At 53.9% G+C, this 22,198-nt stretch carries 20 protein-coding genes and 1 pseudogene; 12 read left to right on the top strand and 9 right to left on the bottom strand.

The features are described from left to right. Positions 1-93 precede the first annotated feature (93 nt). From galS to AC2A1E_RS21640, 8 genes are all read left to right on the top strand, one after another. Positions 94-1,131 carry an HTH-type transcriptional regulator GalS gene (gene galS, locus AC2A1E_RS21675; protein ID WP_484385460.1) on the top strand — a complete coding sequence of 346 codons (1,038 nt, stop codon included), beginning with the start codon at positions 94-96 and terminating at the stop codon, positions 1,129-1,131. Between the two features lie 178 nt (positions 1,132-1,309). Then, positions 1,310-2,302, top strand: coding sequence for a galactose/glucose ABC transporter substrate-binding protein MglB (mglB, locus tag AC2A1E_RS21670; protein WP_484385459.1), 993 nt, complete (start codon positions 1,310-1,312; stop codon positions 2,300-2,302). A 70-nt stretch (positions 2,303-2,372) separates the two neighbouring features. Further along, entirely contained in the window at positions 2,373-3,881 is a 1,509-nt protein-coding gene (gene mglA, locus AC2A1E_RS21665) for a galactose/methyl galactoside ABC transporter ATP-binding protein MglA (RefSeq protein ID WP_484385458.1), read from the top strand. Positions 3,882-3,892: 11 nt separating this feature from the next. After that, positions 3,893-4,903 (top strand): galactose/methyl galactoside ABC transporter permease MglC, encoded by a 1,011-nt coding sequence (gene mglC / locus AC2A1E_RS21660; protein WP_459399193.1) that lies wholly within the window; start codon positions 3,893-3,895, stop codon positions 4,901-4,903. A gap of 269 nt (positions 4,904-5,172) precedes the next feature. Beyond that, the gene (locus tag AC2A1E_RS21655) at positions 5,173-5,934 is read left to right on the top strand and encodes a dimethylarginine dimethylaminohydrolase family protein (protein ID WP_484385457.1); all 762 of its coding nucleotides are present in this window, start codon (positions 5,173-5,175) and stop codon (positions 5,932-5,934) included. Between the two features lie 24 nt (positions 5,935-5,958). Then, positions 5,959-6,732 (top strand): ABC transporter substrate-binding protein, encoded by a 774-nt coding sequence (locus tag AC2A1E_RS21650; RefSeq protein WP_484385456.1) that lies wholly within the window; start codon positions 5,959-5,961, stop codon positions 6,730-6,732. Between the two features lie 30 nt (positions 6,733-6,762). Continuing rightward, positions 6,763-7,455 carry an ABC transporter permease gene (locus AC2A1E_RS21645; RefSeq protein ID WP_459399190.1) on the top strand — a complete coding sequence of 231 codons (693 nt, stop codon included), beginning with the start codon at positions 6,763-6,765 and terminating at the stop codon, positions 7,453-7,455. Beyond that, on the top strand, positions 7,455-8,177 hold the full coding sequence (locus AC2A1E_RS21640; RefSeq protein ID WP_484385455.1) for an ABC transporter permease: 723 nt from the start codon (positions 7,455-7,457) through the stop codon (positions 8,175-8,177). The genes AC2A1E_RS21645 and AC2A1E_RS21640 overlap by 1 nt, the downstream gene beginning before the upstream one ends. Before the next feature lies 1 nt (position 8,178). Here the strand turns inward: AC2A1E_RS21640 and AC2A1E_RS21635 are convergent, their stop codons facing one another. Beyond that, on the bottom strand, positions 8,179-8,634 hold the full coding sequence (locus AC2A1E_RS21635; protein WP_484385454.1) for an Lrp/AsnC family transcriptional regulator: 456 nt from the start codon (positions 8,632-8,634) through the stop codon (positions 8,179-8,181). Between the two features lie 14 nt (positions 8,635-8,648). Between AC2A1E_RS21635 and AC2A1E_RS21630 the strand changes: the two genes are divergently transcribed. Further along, positions 8,649-9,767: a succinylglutamate desuccinylase/aspartoacylase family protein gene (locus AC2A1E_RS21630; protein ID WP_484385453.1), complete on the top strand. Its 1,119-nt coding sequence runs from the start codon at positions 8,649-8,651 to the stop codon at positions 9,765-9,767. Positions 9,768-9,991: 224 nt separating this feature from the next. On the opposite strand, the pseudogene AC2A1E_RS21625 reads toward AC2A1E_RS21630, so the two are convergent. Then, positions 9,992-10,521, bottom strand: a pseudogene (locus AC2A1E_RS21625) (cysteine hydrolase family protein). Between the two features lie 131 nt (positions 10,522-10,652). Here AC2A1E_RS21625 and AC2A1E_RS21620 point away from each other — a divergent pair. After that, a complete protein-coding gene (locus AC2A1E_RS21620; RefSeq protein WP_484385452.1) occupies positions 10,653-11,603 on the top strand; it encodes a helix-turn-helix domain-containing protein in 951 nt (316 codons plus the stop codon). Positions 11,604-11,614: 11 nt separating this feature from the next. Here AC2A1E_RS21620 and sanA read toward each other — a convergent pair whose 3' ends face one another. The 6 genes from sanA to AC2A1E_RS21590 form a co-directional block, all read right to left on the bottom strand. Then, on the bottom strand, positions 11,615-12,364 hold the full coding sequence (sanA, locus tag AC2A1E_RS21615) for an outer membrane permeability protein SanA (RefSeq protein ID WP_484385451.1): 750 nt from the start codon (positions 12,362-12,364) through the stop codon (positions 11,615-11,617). Positions 12,365-12,541: 177 nt separating this feature from the next. Continuing rightward, the gene (locus tag AC2A1E_RS21610) at positions 12,542-14,239 is read right to left on the bottom strand and encodes an NAD-dependent malic enzyme (RefSeq protein WP_484385450.1); all 1,698 of its coding nucleotides are present in this window, start codon (positions 14,237-14,239) and stop codon (positions 12,542-12,544) included. 186 nt (positions 14,240-14,425) lie between these two features. Beyond that, on the bottom strand, positions 14,426-15,310 hold the full coding sequence (gene cdd, locus AC2A1E_RS21605) for a cytidine deaminase (protein ID WP_484385449.1): 885 nt from the start codon (positions 15,308-15,310) through the stop codon (positions 14,426-14,428). 196 nt (positions 15,311-15,506) lie between these two features. Next, positions 15,507-16,202 carry a CidB/LrgB family autolysis modulator gene (locus AC2A1E_RS21600; protein ID WP_484385448.1) on the bottom strand — a complete coding sequence of 232 codons (696 nt, stop codon included), beginning with the start codon at positions 16,200-16,202 and terminating at the stop codon, positions 15,507-15,509. Then, positions 16,199-16,606, bottom strand: a complete 408-nt coding sequence (locus AC2A1E_RS21595; protein ID WP_484385447.1) for a CidA/LrgA family protein — start codon at positions 16,604-16,606, stop codon at positions 16,199-16,201. The genes AC2A1E_RS21600 and AC2A1E_RS21595 overlap by 4 nt, the downstream gene beginning before the upstream one ends. A gap of 137 nt (positions 16,607-16,743) precedes the next feature. Further along, positions 16,744-17,967: an MFS transporter gene (locus AC2A1E_RS21590; protein WP_484385446.1), complete on the bottom strand. Its 1,224-nt coding sequence runs from the start codon at positions 17,965-17,967 to the stop codon at positions 16,744-16,746. 242 nt (positions 17,968-18,209) lie between these two features. On the opposite strand from AC2A1E_RS21590, the gene AC2A1E_RS21585 reads away from it, so the two are divergent. Next, positions 18,210-18,599, top strand: coding sequence for an endonuclease domain-containing protein (locus AC2A1E_RS21585; protein WP_484385445.1), 390 nt, complete (start codon positions 18,210-18,212; stop codon positions 18,597-18,599). An 83-nt stretch (positions 18,600-18,682) separates the two neighbouring features. Here AC2A1E_RS21585 and metG read toward each other — a convergent pair whose 3' ends face one another. After that, on the bottom strand, positions 18,683-20,710 hold the full coding sequence (gene metG / locus AC2A1E_RS21580; protein ID WP_484385444.1) for a methionine--tRNA ligase: 2,028 nt from the start codon (positions 20,708-20,710) through the stop codon (positions 18,683-18,685). Positions 20,711-20,872: 162 nt separating this feature from the next. On the opposite strand from metG, the gene apbC reads away from it, so the two are divergent. After that, the gene (gene apbC / locus AC2A1E_RS21575; RefSeq protein WP_484385443.1) at positions 20,873-21,985 is read left to right on the top strand and encodes an iron-sulfur cluster carrier protein ApbC; all 1,113 of its coding nucleotides are present in this window, start codon (positions 20,873-20,875) and stop codon (positions 21,983-21,985) included. Positions 21,986-22,198 lie beyond the last annotated feature (213 nt).

Here is a 22,198-nt window from a genome sequence, read left to right as displayed (position 1 = left end):
CGTTTTCTTTCCTGTGACGTAATTCACGCTGAGGAGGATCTCAAACGGGGTAGGATAGCGTCATTATCAACTTTCCCGACTCCAGGATGCTCCATGAATTCTGTCCATCCGATCACCATTCGCGACGTCGCGAAGCGTGCAGGTGTTTCTGTGGCGACCGTTTCACGGGTGCTCAATAACAGCGCCCTGACTAGCCCCAAGACGCGTGAGCAGGTGTTGCAGGCGGTTGCGGAATTGGGTTATCGGCCAAATGCTAACGCACAGGCGCTGGCCACGCAGAGCAGTGATACGCTTGGTGTGGTGGTGATGGATGTCTCCGATCCATTTTTTGGTGCCTTAGTGAAAGCGGTAGACACTGTGGCGCAGCAAAACCAGAAATACTTGCTGATTGGTAATAGCTATCATCAGGCGGATAAAGAACGCCATGCGATTGAGGTGTTAATCCGCCAGCGATGTAATGCTCTGATTGTGCACGCAAAAGCGTTGAGCGATGCGGAACTGATCGCCTTTATGGATCAGGTACCGGGTATGGTGCTGATTAACAGGGTGATAACAGGCTACGAGCACCGCTGTGTGGGGCTGGATAATGTGTTTGGAGCCGAGATGGCGCTGCGTCTGCTGCTGTCACAGGGTCATCAGCGCATTGGCTATCTGGGGTCCAATCATCCGATCGAAGACGGCCCGCTGCGACAGCAAGGCTACAGTCAGGCCATGGCCGCCGCAGGTATTTCCCCGCTGGACAGTTGGCGTGCCTATGGTTCACCCGATTTGCAGGGGGGCGAAGCGGCGATGGTGGAACTGCTTGGCCGCAACCTGCACCTGAGCGCGGTTTTTGCCTACAACGATGCGATGGCCGCCGGGGCCATGGCGGTATTGAAAGAAAACGGTATCACGGTGCCGCAGCATTTCTCACTGGTGGGATTCGATGATATTCCCATCGCGCGTTACACCAGCCCAAAGCTGACGACCATCCGCTATCCCATTGTTTCCATGGCTACCTTGGCCACCGAACTGGCGCTGAAAGGTGCTGCCGGGTTGCTGGAGCCACAAACCTCGCATATTTTCATGCCGACGCTGGTGCGCCGCCATTCTGTGGCCCCGTGGCAAAGTGAGGCGGCGGTCACTCTCTAAACATTTAGCGTTGTGTAACCGTTTTCAATTTGTGAGAAAATTCACAGAATATTAACATCGCGCTGTCTATGCTCTATAACCAAAGTACGTGAAGTTGCCGCTAGTACCGTTGCAACTTCTTGTATGACAGGTATGGCTCTAATACCAAGTACGACCCTATATAAACCGGAGACAGACAATGAATAAGAAGGTTTTCACCCTGGCCGCGCTGGCCGCAAGCATGATGTTTGGCGCAGTCGCTCACGCAGAAACTCGTATTGGTGTCACCATTTATAAATACGACGACAACTTTATGTCGGTAGTGCGCAAAGCCATTGAAAAAGATGCCAAGGCGTCTCCGGACGTCACGCTGTTAATGAATGACTCGCAGAATGACCAATCCAAGCAGAACGATCAGATTGACGTGCTGATTGCCAAAGGGGTTAAAGCGCTGGCGATCAACCTGGTGGATCCGGCCGCAGCCCCGGTAGTGATTGATAAAGCGCGTGCTAACGATATCCCGGTAGTGTTCTACAACAAAGAACCGTCCCGTAAAGCGTTGGACAGCTACGACAAAGCCTATTACGTCGGTACCGATTCTAAAGAATCCGGTGTGATCCAGGGCGAACTGATTGCCAAGCACTGGAAAGCCAGCCCGAACTGGGATCTGAACAAAGACGGCCAGATTCAATATGTGCTGTTGAAAGGCGAACCGGGCCACCCAGATGCGGAAGCACGTACCACTTACGTGGTTAAAACGCTGAATGAGAAAGGCTACAAAACTCAGCAGTTGCAGATGGATACCGCGATGTGGGACACCGCCCAGGCCAAAGACAAGATGGATGCCTGGCTGTCTGGCCCGAATGCCAACAAGATCGAAGTGGTGATCGCCAACAACGATGCGATGGCGATGGGCGCTGTTGAAGCTCTGAAAGCGCATAACAAAGCCAGCATTCCGGTATTTGGCGTAGACGCATTGCCAGAAGCGCTGGCGATGGTGAAATCGGGCGCGATGGCCGGTACCGTGCTGAACGATGCTGACAACCAGGCAAAAGCCACCTTCGTGCTGGCGAAAAACCTGGCTGCGGGCAAGCCAGCGGCAGACGGCACCCAATACAAGATTGAAAACAAAGTCGTGCGTATTCCTTACGTGGGTGTAGATAAAGACAATCTGTCTCAGTTTGTTAAATAAGCACATTGCGATGCAATGACCCCGCCGCTTCCCGGCGGGGAATTCATTATTAGAAAATCCAGGTATATTTATGGCCGATAACTCTCGTGAGTGGCTGTTGGAAATGGCCGATATCAGTAAGTCATTTCCCGGCGTTAAGGCATTGGATAATGTTAATCTGCGCGTGCGTCCACACTCCATTCATGCGTTGATGGGGGAAAATGGCGCAGGTAAATCAACATTATTAAAATGTCTGTTTGGCATTTATAAAAAAGATTCCGGCACTATTCTGTTCCAGGGGCAGGAAATAGATTTCAAGAGTTCTAAAGAGGCGCTGGAACACGGCGTATCTATGGTGCATCAGGAGCTAAACCTGGTTCTGCAACGCACCGTGATGGACAACATGTGGCTGGGGCGGTATCCGACCAAAGGCCTGTTTGTCGATCAGGACAAAATGTATAAAGACACCAAGGCCATCTTCGACGAACTGGATATTGATATCGATCCGCGCGCTAAAGTGGGCACGCTGTCGGTATCCCAGATGCAGATGATCGAAATTGCCAAAGCCTTCTCGTATAACGCCAAGATCGTGATTATGGATGAGCCGACCTCTTCATTAACAGAGAAAGAGGTCAATCACCTGTTCACCATTATCCGTAAATTAAAAGATCGTGGCTGCGGCATTGTTTATATCTCCCATAAGATGGAAGAGATTTTCCAGCTGTGTGATGAAATCACCATTCTGCGCGATGGCCAGTGGATTATCACCCAGCCGCTGGAAGGGCTGGACATGGACAAGATCATTTCGATGATGGTTGGCCGTTCGCTGAGCCAGCGGTTCCCCGATCGCCAGAATACGCCGGGAGAGGTGATTCTGGAGGTGAAAAACCTGACCTCGCTGCGTCAACCTTCGATCCGTGATATCTCTTTTGATCTGCACAAGGGCGAGATCCTGGGGATTGCCGGGTTGGTGGGCGCCAAACGTACCGATATCGTGGAAACCCTGTTTGGTATCCGCGAGAAAGTGGCTGGCACCATTAAACTGCACGGCAAAAGCATCAATAATCACAGTGCGAATGAAGCCATTAACCACGGTTTTGCGCTGGTGACGGAAGAGCGCCGCTCAACCGGCATTTATGCCTATCTGGATATTGGTTTTAACTCGCTGATTTCTAATATTCGTAATTACAAAAATAAAGTGGGCCTGCTGGATAATGCGCGGATGAAAAGCGACACCCAATGGGTGATCGACGCCATGCGGGTGAAAACGCCGGGCCATCGCACCAATATCGGGTCGCTTTCTGGTGGTAATCAGCAAAAGGTGATTATCGGCCGTTGGCTGCTGACACAGCCGGAAATTCTGATGCTGGATGAACCGACGCGCGGTATCGACGTGGGTGCCAAGTTTGAAATTTATCAGTTGATAACCGAGTTGGCGAAGAAGGGCAAGGGGATCATTATTATCTCTTCCGAAATGCCGGAGCTTTTGGGAATTACCGACAGAATACTTGTGATGAGTAATGGTCAGGTTGCGGGCATTGTGAATACTAAACAGACCTCGCAAAATGAAATATTGCGATTAGCCTCCTTGCATCTTTAAGGATCGTGATTATGAACGCGCTTAATAAAAAAACCTTGTTCACTTACTTTAAAGAAAGTGGCATTTACGTGGTATTGCTGGTGCTGCTGGCAATTATCATTATTCAGGATCCGACGTTTTTAAGCCTGATGAACCTGAGTAACATCCTGACCCAATCTTCGGTGCGCATCATTATTGCTCTGGGCGTGGCTGGGCTGATCGTGACACAAGGGACCGACCTTTCTGCCGGGCGGCAGGTGGGGCTGGCGGCGGTGGTAGCCGCGACCTTGCTGCAATCGATGGATAACGTCAATAAAGTGTTCCCGCACATGGAAACCTGGTCGATCCCGCTGGTGATCCTGCTGGTGTGTGCGATAGGTGCGGTGATTGGTCTGGTGAACGGCCTGATTATCGCCTACCTCAACGTGACGCCGTTTATTACCACCTTGGGTACCATGATTATCGTCTACGGCATCAACTCGCTGTATTACGATTCCGTGGGGGCTTCACCGGTAGCGGGCTTTGATCCGAAATTCTCCACGTTTGCTCAGGGGTTCCTGCGCTTTGGGGACTTCAAGCTGTCGTACATTACCTTCTACGCCATTATTGCGATTATCTTTGTCTGGATCCTGTGGAATAAAACCCGCTTTGGCAAAAACATCTTCGCCATCGGTGGCAACCCGGAAGCGGCCAAAGTCTCCGGCGTTAACGTCCCGCTGAACCTGATTATGATCTATGCGTTGTCCGGGGTGTTCTATGCCTTCGGTGGGCTGCTGGAGGCTGGCCGTATCGGCAGTGCCACCAACAACCTCGGCTTTATGTATGAGCTGGATGCGATAGCTGCCTGCGTGGTGGGTGGGGTGTCGTTTGCCGGTGGGGTAGGAACGGTGTTGGGGGTGGTGACCGGGGTGATCATCTTCACTGTGATCAACTACGGCTTGACCTATATCGGGGTTAACCCCTACTGGCAGTACATCATCAAGGGCGGCATCATCATCTTTGCGGTTGCGCTGGATTCACTCAAGTACGCCAAGAAGAAATAATCTTTTATTTACCGCGCCCTTCAGCCTGAAGGACGCGGTTCCTCATGTTTTACCCTCGCCGTATATCAACTTACCCCGATTTGACCGCTTTGCTTTCCCTGGTCTGTGACGATCCGCACGTGCTTTGCCGCAACAGCCCAATAGGCCGAAAACGCGGCAAGATACAGCGCAAATGTGTTGTACCGGTCAGTGATTCGACCCGCTTGGCGGCGGAATCCGTTTAATAATCAAAGAGACACCCTCAGCATTTTTCAACCAAGAGAATCGCTATGCACTTTACCCAAGCCATTGCCCGATTGCCTGCCGATACCTGCGGTGCCGGCCAGACCACCGCCCAGTTGGGGGCACCCAATGTGGCTGAAAGCAGCCGCCAGTTCCTGGCGTATGTGAATGCGCTACTGCAACTCGGCCTGAAGGTGACGGTATTGCCTGCCGCTCCGGCATTCCCCGATGCGCACTTTGTTGAAGATACCGCGGTGGTGATGCCCGAACTGGCGGTGATTACCCATCCAGGCGCTCCTAGCCGCCAGGGTGAAGTAGAAACCATTGCACCGGTGCTGGCGGGTTTTCGCCCGCTGGTGCAGATGAGTAGCCGCGGCCACCTTGACGGTGGCGACGTGCTGCTGGTCGATCGTCAGTTTTTTATTGGTCTGACCGCTCGCACCGATGAGGCGGGGATCAGTGAATTTGCCGCTGCGGTGGAACCGCATGGTTACCGGGTTACTGCCATTGAGGTGAGCGCCGGGCTGCACCTGAAATCGATCGTCAACTACGTTGGCCGCAATACGCTGCTGCTGACCGAAGATTACCGGCAGCATCCGGCCTTTGCTGCTTTCAATATTGTGGTGATCCCGGAAGAGGAGTCCTATGCAGGCAACACGCTGTGGATCAACGATACCTTGTTGACACCGCAGGGTTACCCTTACACCTTGGCGCAATTAGAAAAATTGGGTATGCCGATTGTCCCGCTGGATACCAGCGAATTCAAAAAAATGGACGGTGGGTTAACCTGCCTGTCACTGCGTTTCTGAGTTTGAGTCAACGGGGATGAGATCATGAAAAAGTTATTTAAGGTTCTGCTGACCAGTGCGGTGCTGTGCGCGCCGCTTTCTGCCAAGGCATTTGACACCATCAGCTTTGGCGTGGATGGCGGTTATCCGCCGTTCGACGTTCTTTCCCCCAGCGGTGAGATCACCGGTTTTGACATTGATATCGCCAATGCACTGTGTACGCAGTTGAAAGCGAAGTGCGTGTTCGTCAAACAGCCGTTTGAGAGCATGATTGCGGCGCTTAATGCTGGCAAGTTCAATGCGATTATCGCTTCGCTCAATATCACCGAAGATCGCCAGAAAGAGGTCGACTTTACCGACCGCTATTATCGCAGCGCAGCCCAACTGGTGGCGCGTAAGGGCAGCCCGCTACAGCCCGATGTGCAAAGCCTGAAAGGCAAAACGGTGGGCGTGCAGACTGGGTCGGTGCATGAAGCTTACGCAAAAAAACAGTGGGCTGGGAAAGGGGTGAAAATTGTCTCCTATGCCAATCAGGATAATGTTTATCTGGATCTGATGTCCGGGCGTATTGATGCGTCGCTGCAAGACAACATCCAGGCGGGCAACAGCTTTATTGATACCCCACGCGGCAAGAACTTTGCCTTTGCTGGCCCGGTGATCCGCGATCAGACCATCTCTTCGGAAGTGGGTATCGCCGTGGCGAAAGCCAACCCGGCGCTGCGCGATGCGCTCAATGAGGCGATCAAGGCCATCCGCGCCGATGGGACTTACGACGCCATCCAGAAGAAGTATTTCAGCTTTGATATCTACGGCGAATAATCAGGGCTACTGAGTTAACGGAGATTCGGGATGGTAATCGACTATTTGCCGCTGCTGTTGCAAGGCGCCGGGCTGTCGCTGTGCGTGATGCTGTTGGCTCTGGTGCTGGCGCTGATCCTTGGCCTGATCAATGCGGTCGTCAAGCTGTTCGGCCCGCCTTGGTTGCGCTGGCTGTCGACCGGCTATACCACGCTGGTGCGCGGTATTCCTGAACTGGTGATCATGCTGCTGCTGTTTTTTGGCGGCGAGATGCTGGTGAACGGTTTCCTCGGCCTGCTGGGTATTGGCCCGGTACACTTCAATACCTTTCTCTCTGGCGTATTGGCGATTGGCTTTGTGTTCGGCGCTTATTATACCGAGACCTTTCGTGGCGCTTTTCAGACGGTGGATCAGGGCCAACTGGAGGCGGCCGTGGCCTACGGTATGCGCCCAGGGCAGGTGTTCCGCCGCGTGATGCTGCCGCAGATGCTGAGCTTTGCCATTCCCGGCATCAACAATAACTGGCTGGGGTTGATGAAGGCTTCGGCGCTGGTGTCGATCCTGGGGCTGGAGGATATGGTGTGGCTGGCAGAGCAGGCCGGGCGCGCCACGCAGAAACCCTTCCTGTTCTATTTCCTGATCTCGCTGATCTATATGGTGATTACCGCACTTTCCGGCTGGATGTTCAGCCGCCTGGCACGGCGCTATGCGCTGTATTCCTCAACGGCCAGAGATACATACTGATGAATCTGCAAACGATACTGGATACGGTACCCACTTTTCTGTGGAGCGACGGCAATGATGTCACCGGGCTGGCCGTGACCGCCAAGCTGTTCTTGCTCTCGGTGGTGCCCGGCATGATGTTGGCGGTAATAATGGCGGTTGGTCAGGTTTACAGCCCGTGCCCGCTGGCGATGCTGATCCGCAGCGTGAGTTACTTCTTTCGCAGCACGCCACTTTATCTGCAATTGATGCTGATTTATTACGGCCTGTCGCAGTTCGACGTGGTGCAACTGGGCTGGCAGAACGATCAGCCCTTCTGGCTGCTGTTCCGCGATGCCACCTTCTGTGCCACGTTGGCGCTGGTGCTGAATACCAGCGCCTATGTGGCTGAACTGCTGGCCGGGATGATGGTCACTTTCCCGCGCCAAGAGTGGGTGGCCGGTGAAGCCTTTGGCATGAGCCGTGCGCAGATCATCCGCCGGTTGGTACTGCCCGCCACCTTACGGCGTGGTATTCCGGCGTTAAACAATGAGATGGTGTTTTTGCTGCATGCCACTTCTTTGGCCAGCACCGTCACGCTGTTGGATATCACCGGCGTGGCGCGCTCCTTTTATGCCGCGACCTATTCACCCTTTATTCCTTTTTTACTGGCGGCAGCGCTGTACCTGGTATGCACCTTTGCGCTGATTTTCCTGTTTTCCCGTGCGGAGCGGCGCTGGCTGGCGTTTACCCGCCGGAGTTGATTCAGGAGCGTTTGATGGTCTGCAATTCGGTCAGCGTCATGATTTTGTCGACGCGGAATTTTTTGCTGGTTAGCCAGGTGTCGGCCAACTGCCGGTAATGTTCCATACTTTGGCAGCCGATACGCACCAGAAAATCGAAGCTGCCGCTGACCAGCCAGCAGTCCAGCACCTCCGGCGCTTGACGCATTTCCTGCTCAAACGCCGATTGTGACTGGCCGTGATCGGCGAGGGCAATCTGTGCCTGTACTACAAACGCATGCTGCGGTTCCGGCAACTCAATCAGGGTGCTGTAACCACGAATAATGCCGGCGCGTTCGAGGATCCGCACTCTCTCCAGGCAGGGGCGGGGCGTCAGGTTAACCAGCTCGGACAGCTTACGATAGGAAATGCGGCCATCCTGGCGCAGTATTTCAAGGATCTTTTTATCAATTCGGTCAAGCCGCGTTTTCTTTTCCATAGATGGGACGTCCAATGAAAATCAATCACCATAACCTACCTGAACACGCGCTGGGCGGACAGCGCCGATTAACCAGTTTTCATTTCGGCCAGCCTGGCGTGGGCAAGAAAGTTTACCTGCAAGCGAGTTTGCATGCCGATGAACTGCCAGGGATGTTGGTGCTGCACTACCTTAAACGGTTACTGTGCCAAGCGGAACGGCATGGGGAAATCCACAGTGAGATTATCCTGGTTCCGGTTGCCAATTCTCTTGGGCTGGCGCAGGTGCTGCTTAATGGCGGCGTCGGCCGTTTCGATCTGGTCAACGGTGGCAACTTTAACCGTGATTTTCCCGATCTGGCGCAGTGGGTGCGTGACTCATTGCTGCCGCAAAGCTTCACCGATACCAGCGATTATCAGCAAAAGGTGCGCAGTGCCATGATTACGGCGCTTAATGCGATGTCGGCTGGTACCGAGGTGGCCGCACTGCGTCAGCAGTTGCTGTTACTGGCGTGTGATGCCGATTTGGTGCTGGATCTGCACTGTGACGACCGGGCGATGTTGCATATGTATGCCGATCCGGCCTACCACCAGCAGGCCGAGATTCTGGCGCGTTTTATGGATATCGGTGCCGTGTTGCTATCACAGGACAGCGGCGGTGGTTCGTTTGATGAGGCTTGTGGTTTGCCTTGGCACCGACTGGCAGCAAGCCATAGCGAATGGAGCCAGTTTGAGCTGGGCTGTATGGCCGTCACCCTTGAGTTGCGCGGTCAGCAGGATGTCAGCCACGCGTTGGCCAGTAATGATGCCGAGCGTCTTTACCGTTATCTGCAATATTGTGGGGCGATTGCCGGGGAGCCTCCGGTAGTCCCTGAACGAGAAGTACTGATGTTGCCGTTTGCTGCCGGTGAGATCGTGCGTGCCCCTGCCAGCGGTATTCTGCTGCTGTTGCGCCAGCCCGGTGATTGGGTTGAGGCGAATGAGATTGTGGCTGAAATTATCGACCCGCTAACGGATACGGTAAAAGCCGTATGTGCTCAGGCTGGTGGCCTGATTTATGCCTGCCGCAGCGCGCCTTTTGTCACCTTGGGCGCGGAGATCGCCAAGATCGCCGGTAAAACGCCTTACAAAGGGGGCGGAGGGCTTGCCGCCTGAGGTGTTTACTCACCCATCATGTAGATATGGCTAATCAAAGCCCCTCACCCCGGCCCTCTCCCGCAGGGAGAGGGGGAAAACCTGACTAGTGTTTTCTACTTTACTTGGCGAGGGGAAAAAACCGGCCAGTTCCCTCTCCTTCGGGTTAGGGTGGGGGGAGATCGCGGTGGTTAACCTGGTATCTGCGCCCTCAGCAGTTAAGCTTTTTTCTGCCTAACGACCAGTTACAGCAGGTCTGTTGATGGCACCAATGGCACCCGCGTTGACATGGCATTCAAGGCGATCAGGTGCAGTATTTCACTCACCGTAGTGCTGCAATCCGGCAAGACGGAAACGGCATATTTTTCTGCTGACTTGGAAATGGCGGTGTGGGTGACGCAGTTCTGCGTCATCATGCCGCAAATCCACAGATCTGTTACCGCCAACTGCTGCAGTTCTGCTTCCAGCGTAGTGTGGAAGAAGCTATCGGCGAACGCCTTTTTGACCACAATGGCATTAGGGGCTACGGCAAGAATATCGGGATGAATTTCAGCCCCTTCGGTACCTTCATTGAAAAATGGCGCAATGCCTTTGCTGCTGTCGGCAATGTGTGCTGCACCAGGATCACCGGAATATTGGCCTGATTCGCCTTACCGATTGCCGTTTTGATATTTTCCAGCACGTTTTCTGTATTCCACTGTGGGAATTTTCCCTGTGGAAAATAGTCATTCTGCACATCAATTACGATCAATACCGGGTGATTATGTTTAGCCATGATGGTTGCTCTCTTCCAGATTACGTGGGGTTGCTTGAGATCTATTCTCTGCCTGATAGCCTAAGAGAGTGAGTGGCCTGAGTGACAAACTACGTTAATATTGGGCCAAATTAAGTCATCAGGAGCGCATTATGTCTGCCATTAATGTTGCGGTTGTAGCCTTTGAGCATATCAGCCCGTTTCATCTGGCGGTGCCTGGGGTGGTGTTTGCTGATGCGCATGAGGAGTATTCCCCTTTTAGTGTCAAAGTATGCGCTATTCAGCCGGGGTGTATCGCCACATCTGGCGGCTACCAAATAGTTGTGGAGTGGGGCCTGGAGGTGTTGGCTGAGGCCGACATCGTGATCATCCCCAGTTGGCATGACCTGCATGGGGAACTGCCAAACGCATTGCTTGAGGCGTTACTGCTGGCGCACCAGCGCGGAGCGAAAATCGTCGGGTTGTGTCTGGGGGCCTACGTGCTGGCAGAGGCGGGATTGCTCGATGGCCAGCAAGCCACCACACACTGGGCTTACGCCGGGGATTTTGCCCAGCGTTATCCGCAGGTGATGCTGAATGCTGATGTGCTGTATGTCGAGCAGGGCAATTTGTTGACCTCTGCTGGCACCGCAGCAGGGATTGATGCCTGTCTCTATCTGCTGCGTCAGCAGTTAGGCATCAAACTGGCGAATAATATTGCCCGTCGCTTGGTGGTTGCGCCGCATCGCGGAGGGGGGCAGGCGCAATTTATCACCCATCCGATACCTGCAACGGCTGCGGACTCTCGCTTATCTGAGCTATTAACCTGGCTAAGATTACACTTGCAGCAGGAGCATACTTTGGATTCGCTGGCAGAGCGTGCCCTAATGAGTCGCCGGACTTTTACTCGCCATTTCAGGCAATTAACTCAGATGACGGTCAATCAGTGGTTGCAGACAGAGCGTTTGGCGTTGGCGCAAGCCTTACTGGAGTCTACCGATCACAGCATAGAAACAATCGCTGCTCTCAGTGGCTTTGGTTCTGTAATGTCGCTGCGGCACCACTTTCGCCGCAATTTTGACGTTTCACCGTTGGTGTGGCGACAGAGTTTTACCGGTAAATAAAAGCGGGCACATCAGCTCTTTTTAGCCGCTGCTTTGCGCTTTTCTGCCGCCAGCTTATGTTCCAGCTCCACCAGTTGCTCTGGCGATACCGCCGGGTAGCCCTGTGCGTCTTCCGGCACGTTGTGCATAGAAGATATGGGCAGTAACGGGCCGAGGAAACGCGGCTCGCGCTTGAGAATATACAGGTCGGTTAACGCTCCCAAGCGGGCAAAGATCTCACGGGCGCGCACCGTCATCATGTCTTTCGGCGACGGCACCGCATAGCACTGCGCCTGAATACCCATATGCAGCGCGATAAACAGCGCGCGTTCGCAGTGGAAGCGCTGGGTGATGATGATGAAGTCGTTGGTGTCGAACACCTTACGCGTGCGTACGATGGAGTCGAGGGTGCGGAAACCGGCGTAGTCGAGCACGATATCACTTGGCGCAACGCCAGCGGCGATCAGATCGCGGCGCATGGTCATGGGTTCATTGTAACTTTGCTGGGCGTTATCACCGCTCAACAGCAGGTATTTCACCTTGCCGCTGTTATAGGCGTTAAGCGCTCCCTGAATGCGGTAGCGGTAATACTGATTGATCACGCCGGTACGGTAATATTTGGCGGTCCCCAGCACCACACCCACCTGACGGTGCGGCAACCCTTGCAACTCGTCATAAACGTAGGGTGCGGTTTTCCAACTTATCCAGCGATCGAGCGCGATAGCCGTCACCATCAACAGCGAAATGATGATTAACAGGCTAATTATCAGGCGTTTCCACATAGTGTTGCCTTACGCGCTTAATGATAAAAACAGAATTCAAGGCTACTTTACCTGTCTGGTTGAAGCAAGCGCCGCGCCGCGTGTAGCAGGTATTACGCTGTATTTTTAAGCGTTTAGGGCAGTTCAGGGAGTGAGAGGGCAAATTGGGGGCAAGATGTGCCCCCCGGACTGTAAATTTTAGAACGATGTGCGCTTATAGCTGCGGTATTGCGGGCGCCAGAAGTTGTGCTCAATGGCTTTTGACAGCGCATCTTCTGAGGTGACGACCGCCATTCCCTGCAACTGTGCGGCTTTACCCACTTCCATGGCGATGCATTTGGAAACGCCCTGAATATCATCAATATTTGGCAGCAGCGCACCGTGGCCATCGGTAGCCAGCGGCGAACAGTCAGCCAGCGCACGGCTGGCGGCCATCAGCATTGCATCGGTTACGCGTTTTGCCCCGGCAGCCAGAACGCCCAGACCAATCCCTGGGAAGATATAGGAGTTGTTGCATTGGGCGATCGGGAACACCTGATCTTTATAGGTGACCGGCGGGAACGGGCTGCCGGTGGCTACCAGAGCGGCACCTTCGGTCCAATTGATGATGTCTTCCGGCCGCGCTTCCACGCGGGAAGTCGGGTTGGACAGCGGCATAACGATCGGGCGCGGGCAATGCTTGTGCATTTCGCGGATCAGTTCTTCGGTGAACAGCCCTGGCTGGCCGGAAACGCCAATCAGAATGGTCGGTTTGGCGTTGCGTACCACTTCCAGCAAGGAGATGGCGTCGCTTTCCACCTGCCATTGCGCCAGGTTTTCGCTTTTCTGTACCAGTTTGCTCTGGAAGTCGAGCAGGTTCGGCAGTTTGTCGGTCAGCAGGCCGAAACGATCGACCATAAATACCTGCGCACGGGCTTCTTCTTCGCTCAGGCCCTCGGACTTCATCTGGGCGATGATTTGCTCAGCGATACCGCAACCGGCAGAACCGGCACCGAGGAAGGTCACGGTTTGATCGCGCAGTTGGCAGCCAGCGGCGCGGCTGGCGGCAATCAGGCTGCCGAGTGTGACCGCAGCCGTACCCTGAATATCGTCGTTAAAGCAGCAGATTTCATCACGATAGCGGTTGAGCAGCGGTGTGGCGTTGTTCTGCGCGAAATCTTCAAACTGCAACAGCACGTTTGGCCAGCGGCGTTTCACCGCCTGAATGAACTCTTCGACAAAAGCATGGTATTCGTCGCCGGAAATGCGCGGATGACGCCAGCCCATGTACAGTGGATCGTTCAGGCGCTGCGGGTTATTGGTGCCAACATCTAGCACCACCGGCAAGGTGTACGCCGGGCTGATGCCGCCACAGGCGGTGTACAGCGAGAGTTTACCGATCGGGATGCCCATGCCGCCGATCCCTTGGTCGCCGAGGCCTAGGATGCGTTCGCCGTCGGTCACCACAATCACCTTCACGTTCTGCTTGGTGGCGTTTTGCAGCATATCGTCAATGTGTTCGCGGTTCGGGTAGGAGATAAACAACCCACGCGCACGGCGGTAGATATCCGAGAAGTGCTCGCAGGCTTCGCCAACCGTTGGGGTGTAGATGATTGGCATCATCTCGCTCAGATGCTCATCCAGCAGGCGATAGAACAGGGTTTCGTTGGTGTCCTGAATATTGCGCAGGTAAATGTGTTTATCGTTGTCGTTCTTGAAGTCTTGGTATTGGCGGTAGGCGCGTTCAACCTGTTCTTCGATGGTTTCCACCGCTTCTGGCAGCAAACCATGCAGGTTGAAGTGGTTGCGCTCCTCTTCGCTAAAGGCGCTGCCTTTGTTCAGTAACGGGAATTCCAGCAGAATGGGGCCAGCATAGGGGATGTAGAGAGGGCGTTTGCTTTCGTATTCAAGTTCCATCAGTTTTACTCTTAAACGTATCAGATAGCTTCAATAGCCGCAGATCCTAAAAGATCGGCAGAATATGTACAGCAATTGTTATGGGTTTATGAAGCAAATTGACGTAATTATCGGCAGTTAAACGATTTTTAATAAAAATGTTTGAATGCGAGTAACGGGCGGAACCGCTTGGCGCCGCCGCGGGGATCAGAAAGTGACTCGACTGACCTCTTGGCAGCCCAGCGCTGCCAGTGTGGCTTGGGTGGCGTCCCACTGGGTCAAAATGGCACCCTGTGCTTCAGCCAACACCGCGCGGCGGATGTGCAGGCAGTCGCCACCGGAGAGATTCATCAGCACCAGCGCGGCCTGTAACGGTGGCAGGCTGGGGTTGAATGCGGCATTTTCTGCATAGCGGCCCGCATACACCGTGCCATCTTCGGCTTCCAGCGCTACGCCGCTGTGTGCGTTGCTATAAGGCGCATGGCTGTGGTTGGCCGCCGCCAGTGCGCTTTTTGCCAGCTCATCGTCCAGCGTCAGTTGGAAACCGTGGTCGATCGGGCTCATCAGCCGTTCGCTGATTTCAAGATCTTGCGGGCCGAAGGCGTATGGCAGGTAATCACCCAGAGTGGCCGCTGCGCGCCCTGGTTGCAGAATCTGCAAATGTGTTCCGCTATTGAGCTCGTTCATAAACTGTCGGCAATGGCCGCAAGGGGTGTAATTGACGGTAATGGAAACCAACCCGGTTTCGCCCCGTAGCCAGGCGTGAGCGATCACCGATTGCTCAGCGTGCACGGTTTGTTGCAGCGGCGTACCGCTGAATTCCATATTGGCGCCAAAATACAGGTTGCCACTGACGCCGCGAGCCACCGCCCCGACGTGGAAGTGCGAAATAGGGGTTAACGAATAGGTTGCCGCTAATGGCAGCAGGGCAAATGCCAGCGCATCATCATCCAGCTCGCAGTGTTGCTTGATCGCTGCCACCTGATCGGCTTGAAACATGGCTGGGAAATCGGGCGCATCGAAATAAGGCAGCAGGGCAGATTGCAATGCCGCAGGCAGTTCGCGGTAAACAGTGTGAAAACGCGGGTGCATAGAAAGTCTCTCTACAGGTTAACGGGATATGCGTTTATTATGTGAGGTTGCAGTTCTGTTGGCTGCGGGCGCTTACCCCAGTCATTGACACATTCTAGGTAACCTTCTCACAACAGAGTGTGATTAGAGTCTTTTTTTTAATGAAATAAATGTAATTAAAACGGAGTTTACGAGACGTCTCGCAAGTTTTGCGTGATTACCCAAACAAATGCAGCAGTACTGGGAACAGGAATGGGGCAATCAGTGAAGTAATAATCCCGCAAATTACCAGCGCCAATGAGCTGAATGCGCCTTCTTGATAATCAATCTCTGCGCTGCGTGCGGTTCCTAGCGCGTGTGATGCGGTGCCCATCGCCAAACCGCGGGACGATTTGGTGGTGATTTTCAGCAGATTGAGCAGTGAATGGCCGAAAACCGCCCCCAGAATACCCACCAGAATCACACAGATTGCACTAATGGCGGGGATGCCGCCAAGTGACTCAGCGACCGCCATGGCGATCGGCGTTGTCACTGATTTAGGCATGATAGACGCAGCAATGTCCGGCTTTGCTCCCATCAACAAGGCAATAGCACCACCGCTGATCATTGCGGTCACACTGCCGATAAAGCACACGATAATGATGGATTTCCAGCGGGCGCGGATCTGGTGGAGCTGCTCGTAAAGCGGAAAGGCGAGTGCGACAACTGCCGGTTGCAGCAGATCGTTAAGGATTTTACTGCCCTGAAAATAGTGCTCGTAAGGCATCTTGGTCAGCAACAGCAGGGGGATGATCACCGCCATGGAAACCAGCAGCGGGTTCAGCAGCGGCATCTTGAGCCATTGCGACAGCTTGCGTGCACCGAAGAACACTATCAGCGTCAGCGGCAAAGACCACCAGATATCATGGCTCATTTATCTTCCCCCGCGCTCTGGTTCTTGCTGAGAAGAGTGCGTTCGCGATGGAAATAGTGCGAGGTATAGCCGACCACCACAAACACCAGCAGGGTGCTGAGCAGGCAGGACACCACCAGCGGGCCGAGATCGTCGATAATCTGGTCATAATACTGCATCACGCCGACGCCGATCGGCACAAACAGCAGTACCATGTAGCGGATAAGCAACTGGCAACCGGGTTTGACCCATTTGGCGGGCAGGATTTGTGAGGAGAGCAGGGCAAACAGGATTAGCATACCGATGATGCTGCCGGGAATGGCGATAGGCAACAGCGACGCAATGGCGTTGCCGGCAAACAGACTGAGATAAATCAGCACAATGGCCCTGATATATTTCCAGCACAGCATGAATACGTTGCCCATAACCCCTTCCCGTTTAGCTTGACGTATTCATCATACAATTAAACTGTGAGCTACGCCACAGAACGCATCATGAATGACCTTTACGGATAGTATGCCACTTCGGCAGGATCCCGATCTGTTTAAGTGTAGACACTGCGTTATTCCACACTGCTGAGGGTGGAAAGCGGTTGCTGACGTTCTGCCAAGCGGTGTCCCAGAAAAAAGAACAGCAGGCTGAACAGTGCCGCAGCAATCAACACCAGGAACATCACCGGCGGCGGCGCGTAACTCAGCAGAAAGCCGCACATGACCGGATTGATCGCGCCGCCCAGATTGCTGAGGCTTTGCACCCCGTAATAGCTGCCTTTCAGGTGTGCTGGGGCGATAAAGTCGATAAACATATATTCGACCGGGATCACGATGATCTCCCCAAGGGTGAAAACGGCCATCGCCGCAGCCCATAGCCATATTGATTGCCCTGCCAGCATAAAGCCGATCAGCCCTAGGACAAAGAACAGGGTGCCCAGCGCCAGCCAGCGCAGCATGTTGTCTTGGCGCATACCTCGGCTGAACAGATATTGCAGTGCAATCACGATACAGGCGTTGACAATCATCACTACGCCGATGACTTTGTAGGCAAATTCGGCGTTGGATACGGTGATCAGATATTGCGACAAATAGCCGGTGAACTGGCCGAACACTACCGCACCCAGCGCGCTGCCGATGGTGAAATAGATCAGCCGTCGATCGTGGCGCAGAATACCCACCGTCTGGCGAAAGTTGGGCACGGCAAGCGCTGTGGCATGGGTTGCCGTAATCGGGGAAGGAGGCTGGTGGCGTAAGCGGAAACTCAGCACCGTCACCGTCAGTAGCGCCAGCACTCCGGAGAGGTAGAACGGCAGCAGCGGACTGTAACCGGCAACCATAACCCCCAGTGATGAACCGACCGCCCAACCGACGTTAACCAGCGTGTAATTCATCGAGAAGGCCTTGATGCGTTTAGCCACTGGCAGCCAGTGGGCAAAGCAGGCTTTGATGGCGATGCCAAGCACCGCATAGGCCGTATGCAGGATGGCCAATACGGCGATGACTCCCCCCGGGCGTGGGATCCAGGGAATAGCAAAGAAGCTCAGGGAAAACAAAAGGATGGCAAGTAGGATCAGGACGTTTTTATTAAACCGATCGACCAGATAGCCGCCATAAAAACTGCTGACGATACCTATTGCCAGGCTGATGCCGAGGATAACACCGACGCTTTTCGGTAGCAGGTGGAAGTGTTCGGTAAGATAGATGGTGATAAAGGGTAGCGTAACGCCGCGACCAATAGTCAATACCAACGAACTTGCCAGCAACGTGTTGATCAGCGGAGGGAATCCCTTCATAACCTACCCTGTTAATGCATACAGCTTTTTAGCCAATGTGGATACATTAACTGATTTTGCGGCACTGGAAAGGGGGGAACTAAAAAATTGTTTAAAAAAAAAGAGGCTACGGCTGTAGCCCGTCATAAACCTCCCAACGAGTAATAAGGGGCTGACGACTTTTTGGAATCAGGAACGCAATGTGCGTTTGAACGGATGGCTAAGCCGAAATGGTGGCGATAGGCTGTGTTGCGGAGGTGTTGATGAACAAAGTAACCGCCTTGAGCACGGCCCGTCGTTTAAGATCCTGCATGACAGAGGCAGAAAAAGCGTTGTGGCTGCAACTGCGCGATCGCCGTTTCACAGGGTTTAAATTTCGCCGGCAATTCCCTGTCGGGCCCTATTTTGCAGATTTTCTATGCTGGCAAGCCAAGTTGATTATTGAATTGGATGGCGGCCAGCATGCGGAGCAGGTTGTTTACGATCGGCAGCGGACCCGTTTTCTTGAGCAACAGGGATTTACGGTGATTCGCTTTTGGAACAATGAAATTTTTCAAAACTGGGAGGGGGCCGCGCAGATTATTTTACAGCATTTGCAGAGCTGCCCCTCACCCCAACCCTCTCCCCGAGGGAGAGGGGGCAAAGGACGTTAGATGAGATAAAATTGCTGAGATATGCTCTGAACAGTCCCCTCTCCCTGGGGGAGAGGGCTAGGGTGAGGGGACATTTAGATAACTTATTTAACCTGCATACCCGGCTGCGCACCGCTATCCGGGCTCAGCAGGAAGATCTCTTTCCCGCCAGGGCCAGCGGCCATCACCATACCTTCGGAGATACCGAAACGCATTTTGCGTGGGGCCAGATTGGCCACCATAATGGTCAAGCGCCCTTCCAGCAGTTTCGGGTCTGGGTAAGCTGAACGGATGCCAGAGAAGATCTGCCGGGATTCGCCGCCCAGATCCAACTGCAACTTCAACAGCTTGTCGGAACCTTCCACAAACTCGGCGCTCTTGATCAGCGCTATCCGCATGTCTACCTTAGAGAAATCGTCAAAGGTGATGGTTTCCTGAATCGGATCGTCCGCCAGCGGGCCGGTCACCACTTTTGCGGCGGCCATGTCTTCTTTCGAGGCGTTAACCATTTCATTCACTTTGTCGAGATCGATACGGTTGAACAGCGCTTTGAAGGTGTTCACCTGATGGCCCAGCAGCGGCTGCGCGATAGTATCCCAGCTCAGTTCACAGTTAAGGAAAGCTTCGGTGCGTTCGGTCAACGCAGGCAATACCGGTTTCAGGTAGGTCATCAGGATGCGGAACAGGTTGATGCCCATTGAGCAGATCGCTTGCAGATCGGCGTCACGGCCTTCTTGTTTCGCTACCACCCACGGAGCCTGTTCATCCACATAACGGTTAGCCAAGTCGGCCAATGCCATGATTTCGCGGATCGCACGGCTGGTTTCGCGGCTGGCATAGGCTTCTTCAATGCTGCTTGCGGCGTCAACGAAGGTCTGGAACAGGGCTGGATCGGCCAGTTGATCGGCCAGTTGCCCACCAAAGCGTTTGTTGATAAAACCGGCGTTACGCGAAGCCAGGTTGACCACTTTGTTGACGATATCGGCATTCACACGCTGTACGAAATCTTCCAGATTCAGGTCGATATCGTCGATACGTGAAGAGAGCTTAGCGGCATAGTAGTAACGCAGGCAGTCGGCATCCAAGTGTTGCAGGTAGGTTCCAGCCTTAATGAACGTACCGCGCGATTTGGACATTTTTGCGCCGTTGACCGTCACATAACCGTGTACAAACAGATTGGTTGGCTTGCGGAAGTTGCTGCCTTCCAGCATCGCTGGCCAGAACAGGCTGTGGAAATAGACGATGTCTTTGCCGATAAAATGATACAGCTCGGTGGTGGAGTCTTTACGCCAGAATTCGTCGAAGTCCACATCGCCACGTTTGTCACACAGGTTTTTGAACGAGCCCATATAACCGATCGGCGCATCCAGCCAAACGTAGAAATATTTACCGGCAGCATCCGGAATTTCAAAGCCAAAATACGGCGCATCGCGGGAGATATCCCACTGTTGCAGGCCGGATTCGAACCATTCCTGCATCTTGTTCGCAACCTGCTCCTGCAACGCGCCGGAACGGGTCCAGGCTTGCAGCATGTCGCTGAACGCAGGCAGATCAAAGAAGAAATGTTCGGAGTCGCGCATCACCGGCGTCGCGCCAGAGACGACGGATTTCGGTTCGATAAGCTCGGTTGGGCTATAGGTGGCGCCGCACACTTCGCAGTTATCGCCATACTGGTCCGGGGCTTTACACTTCGGGCAGGTGCCTTTCACAAAACGATCCGGCAGGAACATGCCTTTCTCAGGATCGTAAAGCTGAGAAATAGTGCGTTTCTTGATAAAGCCGTTCTCTTTCAGACGGCTGTAGATCAGGCTCGCCAGTTCACGGTTTTCTTCGCTATGGGTTGAATGATAGTTGTCATAGCTGATGCCAAAACCGGCGAAATCCTGTTGGTGCTCGTGGCTCATTTCCGCGATCATTTCTTCTGGCTGAATGCCCATCTGCTGCGCTTTCAGCATGATCGGCGTGCCGTGTGCGTCGTCCGCACAGATGAAATGAACCTCGTGGCCGCGCATTCGTTGGTAACGAACCCAGATATCTGCCTGGATGTGCTCGAGCATGTGGCCGAGATGGATGGAACCATTTGCGTACGGTAGCGCGCACGTCACCAATAATTTTTTCGCGACTTGAGCCATAGTGAGAACTTGCTTTCTGTAATGAATAAAAAGGGGCTTTGATGTTAACCGATCGCGCTCTTTGCTGCCAGAGCGGTTTCTTTCGGGTTATACGCGCGAGTTACCTCACAGTTCTGATATGCTTGTGAGGATGCTATTCATTTAAAAAATCAAGGAGCCGGGATGAGCGCAAAATCCCCTGAGCAGACCAACCCTGAAGTTCTGCGTGCCCTGGTGACCGGTGTATTGGCCGCCTTTGAACACCCAACGTTAAAAAATAATCTGACTGCCCTGAAAGCGATCCACCACTGCGCCATGCTGGACAAGGTTCTGCATATAGAGCTGATCATGCCATTTGCCTGGCGCAGCGGTTTTGAAACGCTGAAAGCAACGGTCGGTGATGAATTGCTGCGCGTAACGGGCGCACAAGCCATCGATTGGAAGCTGAAACAGGATATCGTCACCCTGAAGCGTGCCAACGATCAGGCTGGTGTGAAGGGCGTGCGTAATATTATTGCCGTCAGCTCCGGCAAGGGCGGAGTGGGGAAATCCAGCACCGCCGTTAACCTGGCGCTGGCGCTGGTGGCCGAAGGAGCCAAGGTGGGGATCCTCGATGCGGATATTTATGGCCCGTCGATCCCGAATATGCTGGGTACCGAACATGAGCGGCCAACGTCGCCAGATGGCCAACATATGGCACCGATCATGGCGCACGGCCTGGCTACTAACTCGATCGGTTATCTGGTGACTGACGACAACGCCATGGTATGGCGTGGCCCGATGGCCAGCAAAGCGCTGCTGCAACTGCTGCAGGACACGATTTGGCCGGATCTGGATTATCTGGTGCTGGATATGCCACCGGGCACCGGTGATATTCAGCTGACGCTGTCGCAGAATATCCCGGTTACCGGCGCATTGGTGGTGACCACGCCGCAGGATATCGCCTTACTGGATGCGGCGAAGGGTATTGTGATGTTTGAGAAAGTGCATGTGCCGGTGCTGGGCATCGTCGAGAACATGAGCATGCATATCTGTAGCAACTGCGGTCATCATGAACCTATTTTCGGCACCGGTGGTGCAGAGAAGCTGGTGAAGAAATACAACAGCCGCCTGTTAGGGCAGATGCCGTTGCATATCTCACTGCGTGAAGATTTGGATCGCGGCCAGCCAACGGTCATCAGCCGCCCTGACAGCGAGTTTGCCGAGATGTATCGCCAACTGGCAGGGCGCGTGGCGGCGCAGATGTACTGGCAAGGGGAAGCGATCCCGACCGAGATTTTCTTCCGCGCGGTATAAGACTGCATTAACTATGACAACCCGGCATCGTGCCGGGTTTTTTAATTATGCTTTGTGACCGTAGGTGAGGTGGTTTTGTTGTGCAGATCGGCGCGCACAAAAGGTTTGTGTACGGGAGCAATGGTCACGGCAATCCGCTCCAGTAACCCTTGGGTTGGGGCGGCGGTGCCGGTGTTGATCAGGAGTAGTGGCAGAACCAGCGTAGCGGCGATC

Source organism: Serratia sp. HNCC26DJ206, assembly GCF_057180605.1.
Note: the sequence above shows the minus strand (reverse complement) of the source record. Positions and strands in the feature narration are given on the sequence as shown.